Consider the following 24,349-nt stretch of genomic DNA (forward strand, 5'->3'; position numbering starts at 1 on the left):
ATCAATGTAATATTGTAGGTTGGGCTGTTCGCGCAAGCGTTGCGAAGCAAAACGTAGTGGAGCCTCGGCACCCGCGTTGGGTTAAGCGAAGCGCAACCCAACCTACGAAGAGGTATTTTAACTCCTCAAAATTAATGTGGTGAAGTACTAGTAACTGTCAACTGTCAACTATCGCAGATGAATAATGACAAACCAGATTGGATAAGATTGCAAAAAGCCTTGACGGTGGAAACGGAACAAGGTTTTATTAACTTGCAGGGTAGACAATATCTATTTAATGAGTTTCTGACTTTAACTTTTGGTCAATTCCCCGTCGGCTTACCTACAGATGAACGTCGTCGGTGGCAGGAGTTTGCTATTAAATTTGCAAATTATCCTAATCTGGAAACTGAAGATAGGCAGCATTTGGTGGCGGAAACTCGCCGATATCTTTACAGGTTGCAACATCAAGGGGAAGAGGAAAGCACTGTCAATAATGTCAATAATTATGATTCCCAGTCAAAAGTCCAAATTCCTAAAACTAAAATTGTCGCTGAGGTAAATCGCCGACTTGTACCGGATTTAGACCAAAAACTCCACGATTTACCCCAAATTGGCTTTAAAAAAGCCGGTCAATTACAGCGTCTTGGTTTGGATACGGTGCGCGATTTACTATTTTACTTTCCCCGCGACCATATTGATTACGCCAATCAAGTATGTATTGGTGAACTACAAGCAGGTGAAACAGTTACTTTAGTGGCAACGGTGAAGCGCTGTAACTGTTTTTGTAGCCCTAAAAATAAGAAATTATCGATTTTAGAAATTCACTTAAAAGATAACTCCGGTATTTTAAAAATTAGTCGTTTTTACGCAGGCGCTCGTTACAGCAGTCGCCCTTGGCAAGAAAGTATGAAGCGTCGCTACGCTGTAGGTAGTACTTTAGCTGCTTGTGGATTAGTCAAGGAAAGTAAGTACGGTTTAACTCTTGATAATCCAGAATTAGAAGTTTTAGCAAATCCGGGAGATGCGATTGAATCCCTGACTGTCGGTAGAGTTGTGCCAGTATATTCCTTGACCGAAGGATTAGTTGCAAATACGCTGCGACAAGCGGTAATTGCGGCTTTACCGGCAACCGCGCAGTTGAAAGAACCTTTACCAAAAGGTTTATTAAAGAAATATCAATTAATGGAATTAAAAGACGCAATTAATAATATCCATTTTCCCCCCGATAGCGACAGTTTACGAGCCGCACGTCGTCGTTTGGTATTCGATGAATTTTTCTACCTGCAACTGGGTTTACTACAACGTCAACAAAAAGCGCGTCAAATTCAAACTAGCGCAATTCTAGCCCCCCAAGGTGAGTTATTAAAACAATTCCATGAAATATTACCGTTTCAATTAACAGGAGCGCAACAGCGAGTTATCCAAGATATTCTCAAGGATTTACAAAAACCTACACCAATGAATCGTTTGGTACAAGGAGATGTGGGTTCTGGTAAAACTATTGTCGCGGTGATTGCAATTATTGCGGCGATTCAATCCGGTTATCAAGCTGCTTTGATGGCTCCCACAGAAGTCTTAGCAGAACAACATTATCGTAAGTTAGTTAGCTGGTTTAACCTGTTGCATTTACCAGTAGATTTACTGACAGGTTCGACAAAAGTGGCAAAACGGCGACAAATTCACGCTCAGTTAGAAACGGGAGAATTACCGCTTTTAGTCGGTACTCATGCTTTAATTCAAGACCCAGTAAACTTTCAGCGATTGGGTTTAGTGGTAATTGACGAACAGCATCGCTTTGGAGTACAGCAACGAGCGCGGTTACAGCAAAAAGGTGAACAACCTCATGTCTTAACCATGACTGCAACTCCGATTCCACGAACTTTAGCCCTGACTATTCATGGTGATTTAGATGTGAGTCAAATTGATGAGTTACCACCGGGAAGACAGAAGATTAAAACTACAGCTTTGAGGGGAAGTGAACGCAGTCACGCTTATGACTTGATTCGCCGAGAAATTGCTCAGGGAAGACAAGTTTATGTCGTTTTACCCTTGGTAGAAGAATCGGAAAAATTAGACCTACGCTCCGCAGTAGAGGAACATAAAAAGTTGCAGGAAGCAGTATTTCCCGAATTTCAGGTGGGATTGCTTCATGGTCGCATGACTTCCGCTGACAAAGACGCAGCAATTACGAAATTTCGCGATCGCCAAACCCAAATTTTGGTTTCTACTACCGTGGTAGAGGTAGGCGTAGATGTCCCGAATGCAACAGTAATGTTAATTGAAAATGCGGAGAGATTTGGCTTGTCGCAACTGCATCAATTACGGGGACGTGTTGGTAGAGGCGCAGCGCAATCTTTTTGTATTTTAATCAGCGGCTCTCGCAGCGCTGACGCTCAACAAAGATTGAAAGTATTAGAACAGTCTCAAGACGGGTTTTTTATTTCAGAAATGGATATGCGTTTTCGAGGTCCTGGCGAAGTTTTAGGAACTCGACAATCGGGTGTACCAGATTTTACTTTAGCAAGTTTAGTCGAAGACGAAGAAATATTAGTTTTAGCTCGTCAAGCTGCGGAAAAAATTATCGAAATAGATGGAACTTTAGAGCAATGGACGTTAATGAAAGATGAGTTGAAATGCCGTTATGAAAAGTTAATGGGTGGTACGATTTTGACATGATTTCCAATCATATTATTGTCAGTTTTTCTTATTCTCAAATTAGTAAATCATTTTATATATTGCATAAATAATCTTGATTGATATTTTTTGGGAAAGAATCTGTTTGATTAAAAAACACAAAATAAGTCCAGACAGATTGTACACAGTACTTTATTCTACACTATAAAAGTGACTTATGTCACGTCCCGAAAACAACGTAATTTCGTGGATTTAATGACTAAATTCGCATTATTAATGACCCAATTCTCAATTATCACGAATTTTGCCTTTTTTGATAACTCAGCACTGAGAAAAAAGTTATGTTTATATGTAGATTTATTACTTACTGACGATTTTAAAGTATTTCATATCACCTAAAAAATAATGATACCGTATATTGACTGAGAATAATCTCAAATCTGAAAAATTGAATTTAAAAAAATTGAGTTATTTATAGTAAAGAGTTTTATTTAGTATGAGTAGCTGCGACAAGGTAATTTTGGGAAGATGAGCAGAAAATCATTAGAAGTCGGGTTTTTAGGATAAATATCTTTAACGGGAGACAACAGTTATAAAAACCCGACTTCGATATTTAAAAGGTCGTTTTTTTAGCGATTTAACAATTAGATATAAACTGATAAAAATCACGTAAAAATACAAGTATTTTATATTGCACATAAAGCTTAAAATACGTATTTATATTGAGAAAAATCGGCTTTTATATCAATGCTATATGTAAAAATTGCTGCAAATAAATTTATTTTCATAAGTCACAAAATCATCCTTATAAACCTATATGGCAAAGATTAGATATTATCGAATTAGAATATTGCGATCGCGATATAGATTGAGGAGTACAAAATAATTAGGTGAATAGTTGTTGGTTTAGATGATCACGAATGAGGCTTTTTCATGGATATTTGATGATAAAAACAATGATTTTCCATAGAAACCGGGTTGATGGAGGGTAAATCCTAATTATTTGACGGTAGGTTTTTAGATGTGAAAAATCTGTGGTGAAGGGGTTAGATTTTTTAGGTAAACTAGCGCATCCTCAAATGATAGATTTATAATTCTAAAATATTAGAAAAAGGAATAATATGAAATTGTTTATCAAAGAATATAAATTGAGTAAGTAAGAAGGCGATTTATTTTTAAAAACCACCCTCTATCTCAAGGAATATTTGGCGAAACTTCAATTAAAGTCAATAGTATCGATAAAGTCCAAAATTATTTGCTTGAGTGCAACAGCTTCTTCTTTCATAAAGCTAGGAGTTTTGCCATCTAAAAATGTACGTTGACTGCTAACTATATAGAGAAATTCACCGTTAATAAATGCGATTAATCCTCTATAAGCATCTAATTTTGTGGCAGTACCATTATTTCCTGTTTTATAAATTCTGGAACCTCCAGGCATATAAAGTAGCACGAAATAAGAACCTTCTAAGGTTTTTGCCATATATTCACTGTATTCGACTTCAGCTTCTGGCAAATTAGCAACTATCTCTTTAGGAACATATTTATTCACAAGAGTAGATTTGAGATATTCTTCTTGTCCAATGGCTTCCATTTCCTCCATCTGTTTGGTAGGTAAAGGATAATAATCTATTCTTAAAAAAGTACCTTGATCATCAGAAAAACTAACTGCACCTTCTTGACTTTGAACTTTACCACCTTGATGAGGATCTACAGGAATTGGCACTGTAAAATTGTCCGATGGTGATTCATATTCTTCTATACTAAAAGCTATATCTACTATTGTTTCATCTTCATCTTCAAGTAATTCTTCTAACTCAGCTTCCTCGAAGGCAGCAATGACATCTTCTATGATTTCTTGGGCTTCTTCATCATCAAGTTCTAAAGCTTGCTGCAAACTTTTTAGTAAAGGTGTTTTGCTTTTAGGAATATGCATTTCTTCTTCGTCTATGATTACACTTACCCCAGCCGCAAAAGCATCCTCTAAAAACTCATCTTCAAGTTTATCGTTAGCAGCATTAAACAACGCTCCGGCTCCTTGTTGTTCGGCGAGATTGAGAAGTTTATCAAGCATTTCTAATAAATCTTCATCGGAATATTCTTCAAAAATCTCGAATCCCCAAAGTATATCCACCAAAAATTCTATATCTACATCTTCTAAGGAAGAATCAGCAACTGTGGTTACAAGTGCAATGGCAGCTACTGCTTCTTCTGGAGTCAATGACTCTTTCAATGTTTTTTTTGAACTAAAAAATTTATCGTATTTGCCCATAACTCTTACCTCCGTGGATGATTTTGAGTCTAAATAAAAATTAGTATATGTTAAAGTTGTTGCTCAAAAACTCTTTGTATTATAAAGCCAAAATTATTCTTGTATAACGGTGTCAAATTATATTTAATCTCTATATTACTAAAATAAAATAACTCGTCCTAAAAACGATAAAAAATACGATGTAAAATTGAAATCCGTATTTTATATGCTTTGGCTGCATTTTGACTGATTGCGAATACTTTGTTAATTTTTGTTTCTACTTGACAATTATTTATTTCTATAGTTTTACAATCCTAATTTTTATGCTTCTAAGGCACTTTAATTTATTATCTCGCGTTTTGCTCATGACTAATCAGAAATCCGCAATTAGTCATGAATTATTTTTGTTTAATATTCTTGATCTTACTTAGTTAAGCCTGCTCTAAGTACTGATTGATATCTTCTACAATCCGGGTAAGTTCAGCTTCGGTTGTCAAACGAATGGTGTCAGAGCGGACAGTAAGTAAAACTTTTGCTGCGAAAGGACTAGCCCAGATGTTAGGATTACAAAAAATTTCTATAAATACTTCTCCGGTATAGCGATATTCCATACTCGATTGGGGAGTTGCTCTACCAACCCCACCATTCGTTTTAGCCGCAACTGCTTTGAGTTTTTGCATCAATTCATCGATAGCTGCTTTTAATTCCCTTGCTGCTGCGGGTGAAAAGCTAAAAGATACGGAACCTTCAATCAGATTAAGTGTCAAATGATTTGCAGACATGAGTGATTTATCAAAACATCTCGTTACATTTTTATTTTGCCTCTTTATGGCGCATCATAATTAGTAATATGCCCTATTCCCCTCCCACCCTACTGACTTGTAAGTGAGTAGTGAGTAGTGAATAGCGAGAAAAACCCTTACATTCAGGGCGATGAAAAAATTTTTCATGTTGAGTGCCTATCTAAAGAAAATGTGTAATTAAATGTTCGCATAAGTATTTATAATTATTTTTATCATAATATTATAAAAAATTTATTTTTTAAAGGTTTCTAGTTGCTTTTAATTATAAAAAATCTCAATAAACTAGTTGATATTTTGTAGTGAAAAAAATATTTATTCTTGAATAAGTAACAATTTTATACATCCAATGCTGGTCTTAAGTTTTACATTAGAATGTAAGACCCCAGATATTAAAAATACTCTATGATTAAGGATAATCGCGCAGTAGTAAGAAAGGTTTTAATCGTGACTCTACTGCTTAACTTATTTGTGATGGGATTAAAAGCCTCAGTAGGAATTGTCACAGGTTCTCTGAGTTTAGTAGCTGATGCTTTACACAGTGTCACCGACAGTGCAAATAATGTTTTAGGTCTAATTACTACTCAATTTTCTTCTCCATTACCGGATCGAGAACATCCCTACGGACACCAAAAATTTGAAGCTGTAGGAGCTTTAGGAATTGCGGCATTTTTAGCAATTGCTTGTTTTGAAATTCTCCAGGGTGCAATTGAAAGAATTATTCAAGGAAGCAAACCAGTTACTATTTCTGGTCCACAATTGTGGTTATTACTGTTAGTATTGGGTATAAATATTTTTGTTGCTTTCTACGAAAGAACTGTGGGAAAACGAGTTGGTAGCCCAATTTTAATTGCTGATGCTCATCATACTATGAGTGATGTTTGGGTAACTATTTGTGTAATGCTCGGTTTAATTGGTGTTTGGTTGGGCTATCAATGGTTGGATGTAATTTTAGCTTTTCCTGTGGCTTTACTAGTGTTTTTTAGTGGTTGGACTGTAATCAAAGAAAATTTACCTTGGCTAGTAGATTCTATGGCGATCGCGCCGGAAAATATTTACGATATTGCTTTAAATGTTCCTGGTGTTGTCAACTGTCATGATATCGCTTCTCGCGGGATTGTTGGTCGTCAAGTTTTTATCGAAATGCATTTAATTGTTGATGCTAAAGATGTAGAAACTGCTCATCGTATTACTGAAGAAGTGGAAACTAGTTTGGAAGCAAAATTTAGTCCAGCCAGAATTTTGATTCATGTGGAACCTCCTGCTTATAAATCCAATCAAATTAGCTTTTAAAATTTTTAATGGTTTGCTTAAGTCTAAATAGTTTGAAGAATATAGTCTTTATTAAGAAAAAATTACTATTTTTTACAAATGTTCAGGATTATACTAAGATAATGTAAATATGAATATTAGTTTTTAGTTAATCATAAGTTTTCACCAGTTTAAGGAAACGCGAATTCGATGATTTGTCAATACTCCAAAAGATACTTTGTGTAAACAGCGTTCCCTGGGGCAAGAAAGTTTAAAAACCGGATTTTTCTGTTCGAGGAGAAATCGGGTTTTTATGAATTGTGTCTGATTTTACGAATATTTAAGGCAAAAACTTGAATTCTGAATGGTGGTTTTTGAAAAAATCGAACTCATGTAAAAAAATATTTAAAGCTTGTTTGTGTTTCTATTAGTATATTGTTGAGCAAAAAAATAATTTAGATATTGTTGTTTAATGATTATTTGTAAATTGTCAAGTTTTTCAATTTAATTTACTGATTATAAAAGAGAATTCAAGAGGATTAATTATATATTAATTATTAAATAATTGATTGCTGGATTTTGTAGTTACTTCCAATATTTTTAAATATATTTGATTTGCAATGGTACAGCAACTAACGGTTTTAATTATTGACGATAATTTCCAAGATTACCAAAAGTATGAAGGCTATCTGCGGGACAATTCTCAGCGAAGTTATGTAATTTTGTCAAAATCAACCGGGAAAGCTGCATTAGATTTGTGTAAAAGTGTCGAGGTTGACTTGATTTTAATAGAATACCGTCTGCCAGATATGGATGGATTGGAATTTTTCTGTAAATTAAAGCAGCAGCAACCAACGCCATCGATAATTATGCTCACCGAATATGGAAATGAAAATATTGCGGTGCAGGCAATGAAAAGCGGTTTTCAAGATTATTTAGTTAAGCAACAGGTAACAGCAAAAATTTTAAATTCTACAGTTGAATCTGCGCTGTTAAATGCTGCCAAATTTGCACCTCAATTAATTGATATAGAGTTAGAAATTAGTAATCTCAAGCAAACTCAAGAAGAATTACGTTTAAGCAACGAGAGATTTCAATTAGCATCCCGTGCGGTGGAGTGTGTAATTTACGATTGGGATATTACTTTTAATAGTGTGATTAGAACCCAAGGAATCACTTCTATTTTGGGTTACTCTTTAGAAGAAATAGAACCGACTATTGAATGGTGGATGGAATTAGTTCATCCTGAAGATAAAAATAGTTTATTCCAACCTTTACAAATTGTACTTGCCAATCAAGATTACTATAGTTTCGAGTATCGGGTGCGTCATAAAAACGGTGAATATCGTTACGTACTTGATAGAGGTTTAGTAGTGCGGAATGCTATGGAACACCCGGTGCGGGTAGTAGGTTCGATGAGTGACATTACCGAAACTAAACAAGTTGAAGCTGCATTACGTGAGAGTGAAACGAAGTTTAAAGCAATTATTGAATCAAATATTGTAGGAATTTATTTTGGTGACTTTACGGGTAAAATTTACGAAGCAAACGATGCTTTTCTAGAAACCTTTGGTTACACTCGTGAGGAATTAGAAGCAGGTTTGCTTTATTGGAATCGGATGACTCCTGGGGAATATTCCCAACTCGATGCTCAGAGAATGCAAGAATTACGAGTTAATGGAGTGTGTAAACCTTTTGAAAAAGAGTATTTCCACAAAAATGGAACTCGCATTCCGATTTTATTAGCAATTGCCACCATCGAAGGTAGAAAAGCATCCGGTTACAGTGTTTGTTTTGTTCTTGATATCAGCAAGCGTAAACAAGCGCAAGCAGAGTTACGTCAAAGTGAACAACGCTATCGTTTTTTATCCGAAGCTCTACCGCAAATAGTTTGGTGTTGCAATCCTCAAGGAGAATGCGAGTATATAAGTCAACGTTGGTTTGAATATACCGGACAACCGATTGAACAAGCGATGAATTTCGGGTGGTTAGAGTTGTTGCATCCAGATGATGTGGAGTCAGTGAGCAAACTATGGAATCAAGCACTGGGTAAAGGCGAAAATTACGAAGCAGAAATGCGCTATCGTCGTAGTGACGGGGTATATCGCTGGTTTTTAATACGAGCGTTACCCATGAAAGATCAACAAGGAAAGATTTTAAACTGGTTTGGCACTAGTACTGATATTCACGAGATCAAACAGTTAGAAGCCATACGTAGGGAGATTTTACAGCGCGAACAAACCGCCCGCACCGCAGCCGAAGCAGCTAACCGCAGTAAAGACGATTTTGTGGCTATGGTATCACACGATTTGCGATCGCCATTAAATGCGATTCTCGGTTGGGCAAAATTGCTACGAACTCGTAAACTCGATCAAGCTGGGACTATTCGTGCTTTAGAAACTATTGAACGCAATGCCAAATCTCAAGCCAAACTTCTAGAAGACTTGTTAGATAGTTCTCGTATGCTGCGAGGAACGATACAGCTTGACATAACTCAAATTAATCTTATTGAAGCAGTCGAAATCGCGATTGACAGCGCATATCCTGTTGCCAATGTCAAGTCAATTTACATAGAGTTTAATATAAAATCCATTCTGAATAATTCAGTTGCATTAATACAAGGTGATTTTAACCGTTTACAGCAGGTTTTAGGAAATTTACTTTCCAACGCGATCAAGTTTACACCAGAAGGGGGGCGAATTGAGGTGAATTTGTCGGTGGAAGAGATGGAAAAACAAGGTTTGGGAATACAAAAATCAACTTTCTCAAACTATGCTCAGATTACTGTCACCGATACGGGAATTGGGATTAATGGGGAATTTTTACCATATGTTTTTGAACGCTATCGTCAAGCAGAAGGAACTAGAAAAAAAGGTGGTTTAGGATTAGGTTTAGCAATTACTCGTCATATTGTTGAACTCCACGGGGGAACGATTGAAGTTTTCAGCCGTGGAGAGGGGCAGGGGAGTACTTTTACGATTAAGTTACCGATTTGAGTTAGGGATGGGTAATGGGTGATGGGTAATGGGTAATGGGTAATGGGTGATGGGTAATGGGTAATGGGTGATATACCAATTCCCAATCCTAATCACGGATTAAAAAAGATTACACGGATTTTTATTCCCAATTACCAATTACCAATTACCAATTACCAATTACCAATCCTAATCACGGATTAAAAAAGATTACACGGATTTTTATTCCCAATTACCAATTACCAATTACCAATTACCAATTACCAATTACCAATTCCCAATTACCTATTCCCATTCAATAGTTCCAGGTGGCTTGGATGTAATATCAAGCACAACCCTATTAACACCTTTTACTTCATTTACAATCCGATTAGAAATGACTTCGAGGATATCATAAGGTACCCGCGCCCAATCTGCGGTCATTCCATCTTCACTGGTAACTATCCGTAATACTACTGGATAAGCATAAGTTCTTTGGTCGCCCATAACACCTACGCTCCTGACTGGTAGCAGTACAGCAAAGGCTTGCCAGTATTTGTTATACAGATTATTACGGTTAATCTCTTGACGCACGATTAAATCAGCGTCTCGTAAAATATTTAACCGTTCGGCGGTAACTTCCCCAATAATACGAATAGCTAAACCTGGACCAGGAAAAGGATGACGTTGTACAATTTCTTCTGGTAAACCAACGCAAAGCCCTACCTTACGAACTTCGTCTTTAAAAAGTTTTCGTAGGGGTTCTACTAATTTAAAACGCAAGTCTTTGGGTAAACCACCAACATTGTGATGGCTCTTAATTTTGACTGCTACTCGTTCTCCAGTTTGCGGATCAACATTGGTATCTGCTGATTCAATTACGTCGGGATATAAGGTTCCTTGGGCTAAATAATCAAAAGGACCGAGATTTTTGGATGTTTCTTCAAATGCGTGGATAAATTCACGTCCAATGATACGTCGCTTTTCTTCTGGATCGGTGATTCCATCTAAGGCTTTAATAAAGTGTTCGCGAGCGTTCACATATTCAACCGGGATGTGAAACTGTTCTGAGAATAATTTGAGCAAGCGTTCCGGTTCTAACTTCCGCATAAAGCCTTGATCGATGAAAACGCAAGTTAGTTGATCTCCAATGGCTTTATATAGCAAAAATGCCAGTGTCGAAGAGTCAACTCCTCCGCTGAGCGCTAACAACACTCGCTTTTCACCAACTTTAGCGCGAATTTCTCTAATCGCTTCTTCTACAAAAGCATCGGTTGTCCAGGTAGGTTCGCTTTCACAAATTTGATAAACAAAATTCTGGATTAACGAGAATCCACCCACGGAATGCACTACTTCTGGGTGAAACTGCACACCGTAAAGTTTCTTTTCATGATTGGCGATCGCAGCAGTTGGAGTATTCGCTGTATGGGCTAATAATTCAAATCCGGAAGGCATTGTAATTACCGAGTCACCATGACTCATCCACATGGTAGTACCATCTTCAACGCTGGTAAGCAAGTTTGTCGCGTCGTCTATATACAAAGCGGCTTTACCATACTCACCACGTTCGGATTTTTTAACTTCTCCACCGAGTTGCTGCACCATCAACTGCATACCGTAGCAGACACCCAAAATCGGAATTCCCAAATGCCATATTTCGGGATCGCAATGGGGAGCTTTGGCATCATAAACCGAACTCGGTCCACCTGAAAGAATGATTCCTTTAGGATTAAGTTGACGAAGCTGTTCGGCTGTGGTGCGATAGGAAATAACTTCGGAATATACTTGAGTTTCGCGGATTCTACGAGCAATTAGTTCGGAATACTGAGAACCAAAGTCGAGAATCGCAATCATTTGACGATTAATTTGTTTTTTTAATTCTACTTTTTGAGCTTGAGGAGCATCTTTCGTTAGTAGACTCACCGCTGTGTTCATAATGGGGAAATTAGAAGAGTAAGGATTTACGATAGCTTCCGATTTGGCTAAATACCACAAGGGCCAGCTGCATTCGGGCAAAATTCTTTAACAACTTTCACATCAAACGCAAAATCGATATATGCGCCTGCTGTAATTCTTATATCTGTTAATGCTATTAAGATTAAAAAGTTACCTTAAACTGGCTCCAAAAAGATATATTTATTTATTTGGATTTCTTATGTTTATTTTTATTAACTTACCATAATTTCGTCATTTTGCGTAAAAGAGACTTTGTTTTTTTTGCAAAGAATCCTAATTTTGCAAGTCTATTATGGTTGTATTGTCTAGCTATAGGTTAGTTTTTGAGCAAAATCAATTGAAAACAGACGGAAATTAGACAAAGAACGGTGACATTTTCTTTAAGACATTTTGGGTAATATATCAACCCATAAGAGGGGTATTATCTCTTGTATAAACATAAATATAATATAAATATAATATATAAGTGGAAATTTTCAATTTACCTAAAGAATTTTAAATTTTTTACACATTGACTTGTGCGAGTAAGCTTTGCATCTTTTCTATGGAAAGTCCTTGTTCGATATATTGAGGTGAGTCTGGATTATAAGGACTTTTTAAACGGTCGATACTAATAATATTTGCCTGTTGGGGTATGACGGGAACATCGGGATCGAAAGCAGTTGGACGCATTAAAGAACTAGAAAAGCCTTTAAAAATAGCAACTTCGTCTCGTTCACCGTTTATTTCCACCGTTACAAGTAAGACTTCTTGAGGACGTTTAGTCGTGTATTGTTCAAGTCGTTTATTAATTGGATTGTTCATGGGAATTGTGAGGAGTTAGGAGTTAGGAGTGAGGAGTTAGGAGTGAGGAGTTAGGAGTGAGGAGTGAGGAGTGAGGAGTGAGGAGTTAGGAGTTAGTGGTTGATAGCTTTTCGAGAGAGGCACTGTCAACTGTCAACTGTCAACTGTTTCCCCATCTCCCCATCTCTTCTACTGCGGTGCAGCAGAACGTCCTTGCTTGCCGAGCTTGACGGCTACGAAATAAATCAAGCAAAGAACGTAGAAAACTAAGCCAATAATACCTAGAAAGCCTAATAATCCGGTATTGGTGTTGGGATGGAAATACTCTTTGAATAATAATGGTGCTTCCAGCCAAACTTTGCAGTAAGAAGACTGGAGAACCGTTTCGGAAAAAGCACAACCTAGGAATGGAATGGTTGCAAGCGCTCCTAAAATACAATAAATGCTTGTAGCCCAACGCCAAGAGGTAAAAACAAATTTTAATGCTCCCTCGGAACCGTACTGAATTTCATCATTCAAGTCTATCCAGAACCATAATGCAAGTGGGATCAAGATACGCGCCATTAAAGATGAAAGAAAGCTGACCCCAAAACCACCAATCATCAAATAAACTGTAATTGCAAGTAAACTTGAGACTCGCCAATAAATAGTCAATAGACGTTGCATTGCTTCAGCTTTTTCAACGAATGCCCAAATAAGTAAAACTAAAGGAATCAACACCGTAAATAAAACCGCCAAACGGTAGTCCATCCAAACTAACGGGCGAAACCAAACATCATTCATAATTATTCACTGTATACAATTTAAGACTTTAACCAAGAAAGCCAATATTTAAAAGTAAAGTATCTAAAATATTGTGAGTATTTTGAGCAATTGATGATTTTGATCCGGCAATTGTCATCTGTGGGTTATTTGGTTTCACAGTCGAGTTTGTCTGTAACAAAATGAATCTGCTACACAATGAAAAGCTTGATTCGTGCCAAGTTCAGGGAGAGCTAAAAAACTAGCCCGTCAGCGCAGGCACCGCCCTACAACGGCGGTGTACCGCTGACTATCCCAAGTTGCTAATTCCTTTGGGTTGTTTTGAGAGGAAATAGTACCCTTGCGCTCCTCATGCTGATTTATGGGGGATAAAATTGCGATCGCAATGAGATTTCAAACTTTTGTGAGTTTAAAAACGATTATCTAAAGCATGAGGGCGAATCTGGTTGCTTGGGTGGGAAAAGAAATATACATCAATGACGAACTTAATTTTTAGTCGTCGTAAACTCTGCACTCATCAGCTTCAGGGTTTTCATCACAGTACTTCTCTAAGGAGTTTTTGGGCTTAGATTGACGCTGATGAGAAGCTTCTGCTTGTAATTCTTCTACTGCATCCCAAGCAGCAGCGCACTCTGCGGAGTTGCTTCCTGAAGTATCGCAAACAGCGCGAGCTTCTTGGAGTTCTTCTTGGATTTTATCTTTGATATCGCTCATGGCTTTTATTGTGTTAGACGGTTCTTAATACAAGTATAGAAAAAGTTTGGCAAAGACAGTTTGACGGTATTAATCATTTTACCTACCTTTGCGCGTCAGTAAAGGCGATGTAGTCAAGCGGCACTATCAAAATACCGCGAATATTCTGATGTATGGTGCCTCCAACTTAAACTTTTAAGATTTTGAAGATTTTTGCAAAGTTTTCATACCCAGTTTCCGAATAAATCCACCGAAACAGTCAATTATTGTAAGATGCAGTTAAGGTTCCTGGGCATAGAAGAGAAATAAAAATAAAAAGTATGATTCCTCAAAGCATCAAAATATAACAATTTTTAAACTCATGGTAGATAAAATGCAGTGGATAAACGTCTTGTCAACCCGCCCTTCTCTGGAAGCAGCAATTTCTGAAGTTGTAGAAGAAGCTTTAATCAAATTATCGGCAAAACCAAATTTAGGACTAGTGTTCATCTCGTCTGCTTTTACAAGTGAGTATTCGCGACTTTTGCCTTTACTTGCACAGCAACTAAACGTACCCGTATTAATTGGCTGTAGTGGAGATGGTATTGTGGGTACAAACGGTTGGGGACAAGCTCAAGAATTGGAAGCACAAGCGGGTTTATCGCTCACTTTAGCCTGTTTACCATCGGTAAACATTCGTCCGTTTCATATTATTGCTGAAGAGTTGCCGGATTTAGACAGTTCGCCCGATGCTTGGATAGATTTAATCGGTTTACCACCAAACCCTACACCTCAATTTATTTTGCTTTCAAGCAACTTCGCAAGTGGTATCAATGACTTGTTAAAAGGTTTAGACTTTGCTTATCCTGGTTCTGTCACCGTCGGAGGACAAGCAAGCGGTGGTGGAATGGGAAATAATATCGCCTTATTTTGCAACAATAAACTTTATCATCAGGGTACCGTAGGAGTAGCTTTAGCTGGCAACATTAAATTAGATCCAATTGTCGCTCAAGGTTGTCGTCCAATTGGTATTCCCTACCAAATTAGCCAGTGCGATCGCAACATAATTTTAGAACTTGACGAACAAGTGCCATTAATTTTGTTGCGCGATTTGATTGCGAGTTTAAGTGAAGAAGAAAAAATCCTCGCTCAAAACTCTTTGTTCGTGGGTGTAGCGATGGACGAATTTAAACAAGATTTACATCCAGGAGACTTTTTAATTCGTAATATTTTGGGAGTAGATCCAACAACTGGTGCGATCGCCGTTGGTGATTACCTGCGTCCCGGACAAAGACTACAATTTCACCTGCGTGACGCTCAAACTTCCGCTCAAGATTTAGAATTTTTGCTCAAAAGATATCGAGAAGAAAAAATTTCAGATCCATCACCTGTGGGTGCTTTAATGTTTTCCTGTTTGGGTAGAGGTCAAGGACTTTATCGAAAGCCTAATTTTGATTCTACATTATTTCGGCGTTATATCAAAGATATACCCGTGGGAGGATTTTTCTGTGGAGGTGAAATCGGTCCAGTTGGTGCTAGTACTTTTCTCCACGGTTACACCTCGGTTTTTGCGATATGTAGAGAAATCGGGAATAGAGTTGGGGAAAGACGATGAAATGAGTCATTAGTAAATATCAACGTTCGATAACCAAAGTTAAATCTGGCTTTTCCCGCTTCTGACTTGTAAGTGAGTAGGCAGTAGTGAGTAGTGAGAAAAACTCTGACATTCATGACGATGAAAAAATTTTTCCTGTTGAGTGTCTTGCTTGTCTGCCCTTCAGAAGAATATGCCTTTTGTTCTGTATTATCGCAGATGGAGCTTAATCAATCATCAGAAATAACAATAATCCGATGGTAGATTTACATTAAAGAGCCATTATTGTGCGTAAGTTTCTACATCATCTTTTTGCTTTTAATAGGTAAGCATTTACATGAGTAAATTAGTTGTCATCAATCTGGGATATGGTGACTTGGAACAAGGATTTAAGCAAGTAACTGCTCAATTATGGGAAGTAGGTAATCCTCTTCCAGAAAAATTTGTAGCTTCCTTACCTCCAGCAACAGAAATAATTATACTGTATCAAAATTGGCAGATGGGTTATCAAACCTTGTGTAATCGTCTGCCTTCACGTTCAATGGATGAAGATGACGAAATAGAAATTGATGCCGCTGGTATTACTAATGTTTCGGATACCGATTTTAATCAGTTAAGTCAAAAATTAGAAATATCTCTAAATGATTGGCTAAAATCTGTAGACTTTCTCAACATTGATCGGAAACTGCGATCGGCATTAAACTCAACAGAAGAAATACAAGTAATTATTGAAACTAATAATATATTACTACGACGATTACCTTGGCATTGCTGGGATTTTGTTGATGATTATCCTGATTCGGCAATTGCTCTTTCTCAACTGGAATATCAACGGATCGCAAACTCAAAACAGTCAAAATTCCCCAGACAAAAAGTGAGAATCTTAGCAGTTTTAGGGAATAGTCAAGGTATTAATTTGGAAGCAGAAACCAGATTTTTAGAAAGCTTAAAAGATGCAGAAGTTGAGTTTCTTGTTCAACCTTCACGGACTATATTTAATAACTATCTTTGGGATTCTCAAGGTTGGGATATTCTCTTTTTTGCAGGTCATAGTCAAACTGAAGGAAAAACCGGGCGAATTTATATTAATGATAAGGATAACAACAATAGTTTAACTATTGAACAGTTAGAAGAAGCCCTTAAACAAGCAATTGAAAAAGGTTTAAAATTAGCAATATTTAATTCCTGTGATGGTTTGGGATTGGCAGATCAATTACTTCTATTGCATATCCCTACAGTTATTGTGATGCGGGAACCAGTACCAAATCTGGTTGCTCAAAAGTTTTTTGAGTATTTTCTCGAATTTTTTGCGATTGAAAAATTTTCTTTATATTTAGCAGTAAAACTTGCACGCAGAAAACTACAAGGATTAGAAAATGAATTTCCTGCTGCTTCTTGGTTGCCTGTAATTTGTCAAAATCCCAGTACAAATCCATTAAATTGGTTGGATTTAGGTCGTCGTCCTAGTAAAATTAGTCCATATCGCGGTTTGTTCAGTTTTCGCGAAGTTGATGCACAGTTCTTTTTTGGACGGGAAACCTTCACCCAGATGTTGCTAAATGCAGTACGAAATCAACCTTTGGTTGCGGTGATTGGTTCTAGTGGTAGTGGTAAATCTAGTGTGGTGTTTGCTGGTTTGGTCAAGCATCTGCGGGATACTGGAGAATGGCATATTCTTGATTTTCGTCCGGGTTCAAGACCTTTGTTTAATCTTGCAACTGCGATTATTTCACACAAACAAGCTGACAATCATCATCGCACTCAACGATTGCAGGAAATTAGAAATCTTGCCACGAACTTGCAAAACTGCCAAAATTACCTACTCGATGTGGTGGATGATATTCTATTTGAAAGTCCTCAACAACGTTTATTGTTAGTCGCAGACCAATTTGAAGAACTTTATACTCTTTGTCGAAACTCACAAGAACGTAAAGCCTTCTTGGATAGATTACTAGAAGTAATTAATCATTGTCCTAATTTTAGTTTTGTCATCACTCTCAGGGCAGACTTTTTAGGACTTGCTTTGTCTTATCGTCCTTTCGCTGATGCTTTGCAATATGCAGACTTAAAACTGGCTCCGATGACGGACGAAGAACTGCAAGCGGTGGTAGAAAAGCCTGCTAAGTTGTTGGGGGTAAGAATTGAAGAGGGATTAACAGAACGTATTATTTCTGCGGTAAGTACCGAACCAGGATATTTACCCTTACTGGAGTTTGCTTTGACTCAACTGTGGGAAAAACAGCTTTCGGCCCAGTTAACTCATGCTGCTTACGATGAAATTGGCGGAGTAGAAGCAGCATTAGCTCGTTATGCCGATCAAGTATATAATCAACTCAATTTTGAGGAAAAAGAAAGAGCGCAGCGGATTTTTATTCAATTAGTATATCCAGGACAAGGGACAGAAGATACCCGTCGTGTTGCTACTCGCAAAGAAGTGGGTGAAGAAAATTGGGATTTGGTAACTCGCTTAGGGAATGCTCGTTTAGTAGTCACAGGAAGAGATGAGAAAACTGGCTGGGAAACCGTGGAAATTGTCCATGAAGCGCTAATTAAAAATTGGCTGCAACTCAATTTGTGGATGCAATTAGACAGGGATTTTCGTCATTGGCAAGAACAGTTGCGTTCAGCAATGCGTAATTGGGAGAGTAGTGGTTGTGATGAAGGAGCGCTCTTAAGAGGAAAGCCACTTGTAGAAGCACAAGATTGGCAGAGTAAACGCTTTGTAGAATTGAGTGCTGTGGAGAGGAGTTTTATTGGGTTGAGTGTGGAACTGCGCGATCGCACAATTAAAATCCAAAAGAACAGGCGAAAATTAACGATTTGGGGATTGTCTATTGGTTTACTGTTGGCGTCGAGTTTGGCTGGAGTGGCTTGGTGGCAATGGCAGAATTCAGTAAATAATGAGATTAAGGCTCTGAGTGCATCTTCCCAAGCGTATTTAAGCTCAAATCAACAGTTGCAGGGACTGACAGCAGCAATAAGGGCAGGGCAACAATGCAAACGATTGAAATTATCTTGGGTAGAAGCAGATACGCAGACAACGGTTGTCAAAGCGCTACAAAATATGCTTTACAACATTAAAGAGTACAACCGTTTGTTAGGTCATAAGGGTTCAGTTGACGCAGTTGCAATCAGTCCTCAAGGTACCATAATTGCCACTGCAAGCCAGGATAACACTGTCAAACTTTGGTACCCAGATGGCAAGCTATTGAAAACACTCGAAGGGCATGATGCTCAGGTTTATGCAGTTGCTTTTAGTCACGATGGTCAAATAATTGCATCAGGTGGTGAGGATAAGACTATCAAACTCTGGAAGCAAGACGGTACATTATTTAAAACAATCCCAGGTCACAAAGATGCGGTTAAAGGAGTTACTATCAGTCCCAACGGTAAGTTGATTGCATCAGCAAGTTGGGATGGAACAGTTAAAATCTGGAAGTTTGATGGCACATTGCTAAAAACCATAATTCCAGATGGAGATTTTCGTCAACAGACGACAATAGCTTTCAGCCCCGATGGCAAAATGATTGCCTCCGGAGGTTGGGATGGGACAGTTCAACTTTGGAAACTTGATGGCAGCTTGCAAAGAATCTTAGAAGTAAATAAGGAAAAAGGTGAGGTTTACAAAGTAGCTTTCAGCCCCGATGGCAAAATCATTGCTACATCTGCTGACGACAAAACTGTAAAACTTTGGCGAGTCAGCGACGGTAAATTGCTCAAAACATTTGAAGGACATAGTGCTGCGGTTAGAGGAGTGGCTTTTAGCCCCGATAGTAAAATCATTGCCTCAGTCAGTGATGACGCAACCGTAAAAATTTGGAACCCAAACGGTATTTTATTACACACCTTTTTCGGACATAATGGTGAAGTTCACGGTGTTGCTTTCAGCCCTCAAGGTAATATAATTGCTTCCGCTAGTGAAGATAAAACGGTTAAACTCTGGAAACTTGATGGCACATCACTAAAAACTCTCTCTGGATTTAGCAGTTCTGTTTACGGAGTTTCCATCAGTCCAGACGGTACATTCATTGCTACAGCAGATGGGGACAAGAAAGTCAAACTGTGGGATAAACATGGAAATTTATTGAAAATACTCGAAGGACATAGCGATCGGGTTTTTGCAGTTACTTTTAGCCCCGACAGTCAAATAATTGCCTCTGCTGGTGGGGAAGGAATGGTGAAGCTTTGGAAGCAAGATGGTACATGGCTTCAAGATTTAAATGAAGTTAATAAACATGATGCGTTTCGCACAGTTGCTTTTAGTCCAGATGGCAAAATGATTATAGCTGCGGGTGACGATGCAACCGTGAAACTGTGGGAACTTGACGGCACGCTGAAGAAGATTATATCACAGAACACTCTCCGAGGTCATAGTAGTCGGGTTTGGGATGTAAGTTTCAGTGATGACCAACAACTGATTGCTTCAGCTAGTAAAGACGGTACAGTGAAATTATGGAAGCCAGATGGTACTTTGGTAAACAACATAAATGTACATGATGGGGAAGTTTACGGAGTTGCAATTAGTCCCGATAGTAAAATAATTGCCACAGCAAGTGAAGACGGAACAGTTAAACTCTGGAAGCGAAACGGTATTTTGCAAAAAACTATACTAGTTGAGGGTAAAGGTAGTAAAGTCAAAAAAGTCATTTTTAACCCTCAAGGTAATACGATTGCCACAGCTAGTGAGAATGGAACAGTAAAACTTTGGAAGCAAGATGGTACTTTGCAAAAAAACCTGGATTTGCATAAGGATGAAGTTTCAAGTATCAGTTTTAGCCGCGATGGTAAGACGCTTCTCTCAGGGAGTCGCGACAAAAGCGTGATTTTGTGGAATATTCAGCAAGATTTAAGTGTAGATGAGCTACTTAAGTTAGGTTGTGATTGGGCTGGTGATTATCTGAAGAACAATTCTGGGGTTAGTCAGAGCGATCGCTATCTGTGTAATTGAACGTGAATTCGACAGCGATCGCAGAAGTCGGGTTTTTCCGCAGTACCAGACAATCTTGATAAAAACCCGACTTCTAAACCCACAAAAAATCAAAGTTTGCCAACTTCTTTCTTGTAGGAACAGTTCTGGAGAAGTCCAGATCGAACTAACGTTAATTGAATGCTCAAATTGATTAAAGTGCATAAGAACAAAGAGTTTGCAACTATTTATCTGATGTAATTTGATTTACTGCACTTGGAGAAGAGAAAAATGTCTAGTGTTTCAAATATTAAGTGGACAGGTGTACGTTCATCCCCCTACGGGATTGAGCCGTTTCCTCAACCAGAATATTGGGATAAAGCTATGAAAACTATGACTGGATACTTCTCCGGTTCCACTCCAGTAGCTGTCTGGGGAATTGGAGAAATTATTTTCGATGATACAAATAGCGGTATGAAAATGGGTTTCCCAAATCCTGCTGGCAAGTATGATGATGATAATGGAAAAATTCGTTTTTCAGAGGAAGATAAGTACGAAAACTATTTTAGTTATTTTGATAGCCAGGGAATTCAAGTTTTTTTACAAGTTGAATCGGGCTTTGCTGATATTGGGCTTCTAATTGACGCAACCTTCCAACAGTATGGACATCATCCAAGTATCATCGGGTTTGGTGTTGATGTAGAGTGGTATCGGAGCAAATGCGATGGCTGTAAAAATGAACCAGTCACAGACGAACTGGCGAAAGTTTGGGAAGAGAAAGTAAAATCATACAATCATAGCTATCAACTTTTTCTCAAGCACTATGATAAATTTCAACTACCCCCTACTTACCGGGGCGATATTATCTTTATTGATGATACTCAGAAATTCTCCAGTTACGAAGAATTTTTGAATGAAATGATAGATTTTGCCGATTACTTTGGTACAAACTCGGTAATGTTCCAGATTGGTTACAAAAGCGATAAACCCTGGTGGGAGCAGCTACCTCAACCAATTCCGCAAAAAATAGGTCAAGACTTGGCTCAAAAATCCAGCAATCGAGATGTGGGAGTGATTTGGGTTGATTTTACCCTCAAAGAGATTATCCCTTAAACTTAGTGAAACTGGCGAAAGTGCAATAATTTTGTATTCACCAGTTCCGACATCTTCGTTTTACCCCCACTTTACTCGGACTTCTAAGATGGGGGAATTTAAATTTCTACAGTTACCTAAATCATTTATTGAGGAATACAAAGCTTCCATCCCGGTTCAATTTGTTCAGGTACGCTAATTAAATCTTTATTCGCTTCATAAATTTTCCTCCACGATTGTTCGCTGCCATCTCCATAAAATTTTTCGGCTATTTTTGATAAATCATCACCAGATTGTACTTCGTAAATTTGAGAATTTGGCGGACATTTTCGCTGAGGAGGTTGTGTTGTAGACGATAGGAGTTGTTCAATAGTGACAAAACTCAGCCCTCGTTGTTTTAGTTGGGGAATAGCAATATCAACTGCTTTGACTGTATCCTCTCCCCGTGGTTTGTTCCCCTCCCCAGGTAAATCGTGACACAGAATAATCGAACCATTTTTAGCAGATAGCAAACTTTCAACAATTGAGCCTACTCCAGGACTTTCCCAATCTTTCGTATCACCACCATCTGACCAGTGAATATGAGTGAGTCCAAGAGTTTCTGCTAATTTAGTTACTCGGTTGCGATCGTCACCTCTGTTATCCCCAAAAGGAGGTTCACCCATCGGGGGACGAAAATATTTGGGGGTATATCCGGTTACTTGTTTAATTACTTCGTTAGTATCGCGTAATTTATTGAGAATTGTATTATCATCCAACGTCCGAAGACTTTGATTATCATTAGAATGGTTTGCGATCAGATGACCTTCTTTATAGGTCTGCTGGACAATTTCGGGAAGCTCTAGAATACGTGGAGCAATGCAAAAAAAAGTGGCTTTAACGTCGTGTTTGCGGAGTACATCAAGCAGTTTTCGGGTTATTTCATAGGGGCCGTCGTCGAAAGTGAGAGCAATGTAAGGTTTATTCGGATCACCTGAGTAAATTGGTTCTGACATGATAGTTTTTTTCTCACTAATACCATAGGAATTACTAGATACCAGCGTTTTCAACTTATGCAGTTGCAACAATAAAATCAAATAAGAGGTTGTAATGCAACGTCTCTACATTATTATTCAACCATCTTTCCAACTACCGTGAAAACCGGGAGGAATGACGCTGGGTAAACTCAATTTACAAACGGGTGGTTTATCTAAATAATCAGCATCAAATATCCATACTTCACTACTATCAGAATTACCATCATAGACAACTGTTAAAATCCAACCTTGTGCGTAAATTGGTTCGGAAGGATAGAGATTATCACCAAAGTTTGCTTCTATCAAAGTATCAGTTTGATGGTTAAAGCAAGCAATACTATTTAATATCTCTTGACTAATATATGTACCTTCCTTAACTGTAGAAAGATAGGTATATCGAGAATATTTCCCGACATTTTGCTGCGGTACGATGGGAAATTCGCAATGTCTATCAAATAATCTTTCTATATTATTTAATTTACCAGTTTGCGGATTTAAAGTTACTCGCGTTAAGCTACTTTTTGCCGCAGTATGAGTTTCACCTGTGGCAACTTCTTTGAGATATTGATTAGTTTGAAAGTCTTGATAACTAGCGATATCAACAATGACTGCGCCACTATTATCTACATAACCATTAGAAAAATGCCATTGAAACCAAGATTCTGTTTCACCACGACTGATAATATTTAAAGTATCACGGTCAATAATTAAAATTTGAGTTCCTTTACTTGGTTGCCATTCTAAGGCATCACTATAGCAACTTAATCCTATTGCTGGCATCAATAAATTTAACCGCACTGGAGGAATAAAAAAGATTAAATATCCTCCTGCTAAAACAAAATCATGTACTAAAGGTACTCCATCAATTTGATGTGCTACTTTTTTGAGAATTCTTCCTGTAGCATCACTTTTATAAATATTAAGAGTTGCATTTAATCCAGGTGAAATCCCAAAATTAAAAATTTCTCCTGTCTGAGAATCAACTTTCGGATGTGCAGAATATGCTAAACCATTATCCAATCCGCCTAAATCATCTTTCCCAAAAGTATCGAGATTCTCTAAATCAAGTGCGTGGGGGTTGTCACCTTCCCACAATGCTAAAAGTTTATCAGGTAGCGCTAATACCGAAGTATTTGCCGCATTTTTAATCGGTTTTAACCACTGATTCCAAATTGCTCCCGGTGCTGTCATCCCATAATTACCGTAAAGCAATTTACCCGCACTCGCTTCTTGTTTAAATTCCTCGGTTTGTACATAACGGTAAACAGCTGATGCATTATTCTCTCTCAAATGCACCGCCAGAATTGCACCATCCCCATCAAACCAGTGTCCAACAGAAATACCCCCACGTTCCAATCTTCCTGGTCCGTTGCGGTAAAGGGTACCATTTAAACTTGCGGGTATTTCACCATCAATTATTGATAATGGAGTTAAGGGAAATTCCGTCGCGGGTTTTTCTAAAGCTTTAGCCCAAGCTTTTTTTGCGGATTTATCAATTGTTTGCATATTATAATTAAAAATATAGATTGTTTCTTAACCCTATTACTATCTAAATTTTACAAGTAATTCCTCACGAGACAATTGCATAATCAAAAAACTCTAGCTACCTCGGCGCTTCCTTTGCGTGCCTCTGCGTTCACAAATACATAATTCCATAATTCCGATGCCAACGGATTTAATATTCTCAATTACTATTATT

General features: G+C 37.9%; 14 protein-coding genes. 6 read left to right on the forward strand and 8 right to left on the reverse strand.

Annotated features, from left to right (window positions below; translation table 11 throughout):
* The first annotated feature begins 177 nt into the window (after window positions 1-177).
* Window positions 178-2,658, forward strand: coding sequence for an ATP-dependent DNA helicase RecG (recG, locus tag IQ247_RS00295; protein ID WP_193915580.1), 2,481 nt, complete (start codon window positions 178-180; stop codon window positions 2,656-2,658).
* A 1,174-nt stretch (window positions 2,659-3,832) separates the two neighbouring features.
* Here recG and IQ247_RS00300 read toward each other — a convergent pair.
* Both IQ247_RS00300 and IQ247_RS00305 read right to left on the reverse strand, forming a co-directional pair.
* Window positions 3,833-4,885, reverse strand: coding sequence for a tellurite resistance TerB family protein (locus tag IQ247_RS00300; protein WP_193915582.1), 1,053 nt, complete (start codon window positions 4,883-4,885; stop codon window positions 3,833-3,835).
* A gap of 410 nt (window positions 4,886-5,295) precedes the next feature.
* Window positions 5,296-5,646, reverse strand: a complete 351-nt coding sequence (locus IQ247_RS00305; RefSeq protein WP_193915585.1) for a hypothetical protein — start codon at window positions 5,644-5,646, stop codon at window positions 5,296-5,298.
* A 423-nt stretch (window positions 5,647-6,069) separates the two neighbouring features.
* On the opposite strand from IQ247_RS00305, the gene cdf31 reads away from it, so the two are divergent.
* Both cdf31 and IQ247_RS00315 read left to right on the forward strand, forming a co-directional pair.
* Complete coding sequence (gene cdf31 / locus IQ247_RS00310; protein ID WP_193915587.1) at window positions 6,070-6,957, forward strand: CDF family zinc efflux transporter Cdf31; 888 nt, start codon at window positions 6,070-6,072, stop codon at window positions 6,955-6,957.
* 578 nt (window positions 6,958-7,535) lie between these two features.
* Window positions 7,536-9,911 carry a PAS domain S-box protein gene (locus tag IQ247_RS00315; RefSeq protein WP_193915589.1) on the forward strand — a complete coding sequence of 792 codons (2,376 nt, stop codon included), beginning with the start codon at window positions 7,536-7,538 and terminating at the stop codon, window positions 9,909-9,911.
* 264 nt (window positions 9,912-10,175) lie between these two features.
* On the opposite strand, the gene guaA is transcribed toward IQ247_RS00315, so the two are convergent.
* From guaA to IQ247_RS00335, 4 genes are all read right to left on the reverse strand, one after another.
* On the reverse strand, window positions 10,176-11,792 hold the full coding sequence (gene guaA, locus IQ247_RS00320; protein ID WP_322745359.1) for a glutamine-hydrolyzing GMP synthase: 1,617 nt from the start codon (window positions 11,790-11,792) through the stop codon (window positions 10,176-10,178).
* 537 nt (window positions 11,793-12,329) lie between these two features.
* On the reverse strand, window positions 12,330-12,629 hold the full coding sequence (locus IQ247_RS00325) for a DUF7734 family protein (protein WP_193915593.1): 300 nt from the start codon (window positions 12,627-12,629) through the stop codon (window positions 12,330-12,332).
* A gap of 168 nt (window positions 12,630-12,797) precedes the next feature.
* Window positions 12,798-13,391, reverse strand: coding sequence for a DUF3177 family protein (locus tag IQ247_RS00330; protein WP_228059356.1), 594 nt, complete (start codon window positions 13,389-13,391; stop codon window positions 12,798-12,800).
* 471 nt (window positions 13,392-13,862) lie between these two features.
* Window positions 13,863-14,084 (reverse strand): Calvin cycle protein CP12, encoded by a 222-nt coding sequence (locus tag IQ247_RS00335; RefSeq protein ID WP_193915596.1) that lies wholly within the window; start codon window positions 14,082-14,084, stop codon window positions 13,863-13,865.
* Between the two features lie 352 nt (window positions 14,085-14,436).
* Here IQ247_RS00335 and IQ247_RS00340 point away from each other — a divergent pair, with 352 nt between their 5' ends.
* The 3 genes from IQ247_RS00340 (at window position 14,437) to IQ247_RS00350 (ending at window position 21,655) form a co-directional block, all read left to right on the forward strand.
* Window positions 14,437-15,657, forward strand: coding sequence for an FIST signal transduction protein (locus IQ247_RS00340; protein ID WP_228059357.1), 1,221 nt, complete (start codon window positions 14,437-14,439; stop codon window positions 15,655-15,657).
* Between the two features lie 316 nt (window positions 15,658-15,973).
* The gene (locus IQ247_RS00345; protein ID WP_193915605.1) at window positions 15,974-20,584 is read left to right on the forward strand and encodes an nSTAND1 domain-containing NTPase; all 4,611 of its coding nucleotides are present in this window, start codon (window positions 15,974-15,976) and stop codon (window positions 20,582-20,584) included.
* 249 nt (window positions 20,585-20,833) lie between these two features.
* Window positions 20,834-21,655, forward strand: a complete 822-nt coding sequence (locus IQ247_RS00350; RefSeq protein ID WP_193915608.1) for a hypothetical protein — start codon at window positions 20,834-20,836, stop codon at window positions 21,653-21,655.
* A gap of 125 nt (window positions 21,656-21,780) precedes the next feature.
* Here the strand turns inward: IQ247_RS00350 and IQ247_RS00355 are convergent, their stop codons facing one another.
* Together IQ247_RS00355 and IQ247_RS00360 are read right to left on the reverse strand one after the other, a co-directional pair.
* The gene (locus tag IQ247_RS00355; protein ID WP_193915611.1) at window positions 21,781-22,629 is read right to left on the reverse strand and encodes a polysaccharide deacetylase family protein; all 849 of its coding nucleotides are present in this window, start codon (window positions 22,627-22,629) and stop codon (window positions 21,781-21,783) included.
* A 117-nt stretch (window positions 22,630-22,746) separates the two neighbouring features.
* Entirely contained in the window at window positions 22,747-24,156 is a 1,410-nt protein-coding gene (locus IQ247_RS00360) for a carotenoid oxygenase family protein (RefSeq protein ID WP_193915614.1), read from the reverse strand.
* Window positions 24,157-24,349: the final 193 nt, after the last annotated feature.

The sequence above is a fragment of the Plectonema cf. radiosum LEGE 06105 genome (genome assembly GCF_015207665.1).
Classification (GTDB): Bacteria; Cyanobacteriota; Cyanobacteriia; order Cyanobacteriales; family Nostocaceae; genus Rivularia; species Rivularia radiosa_A.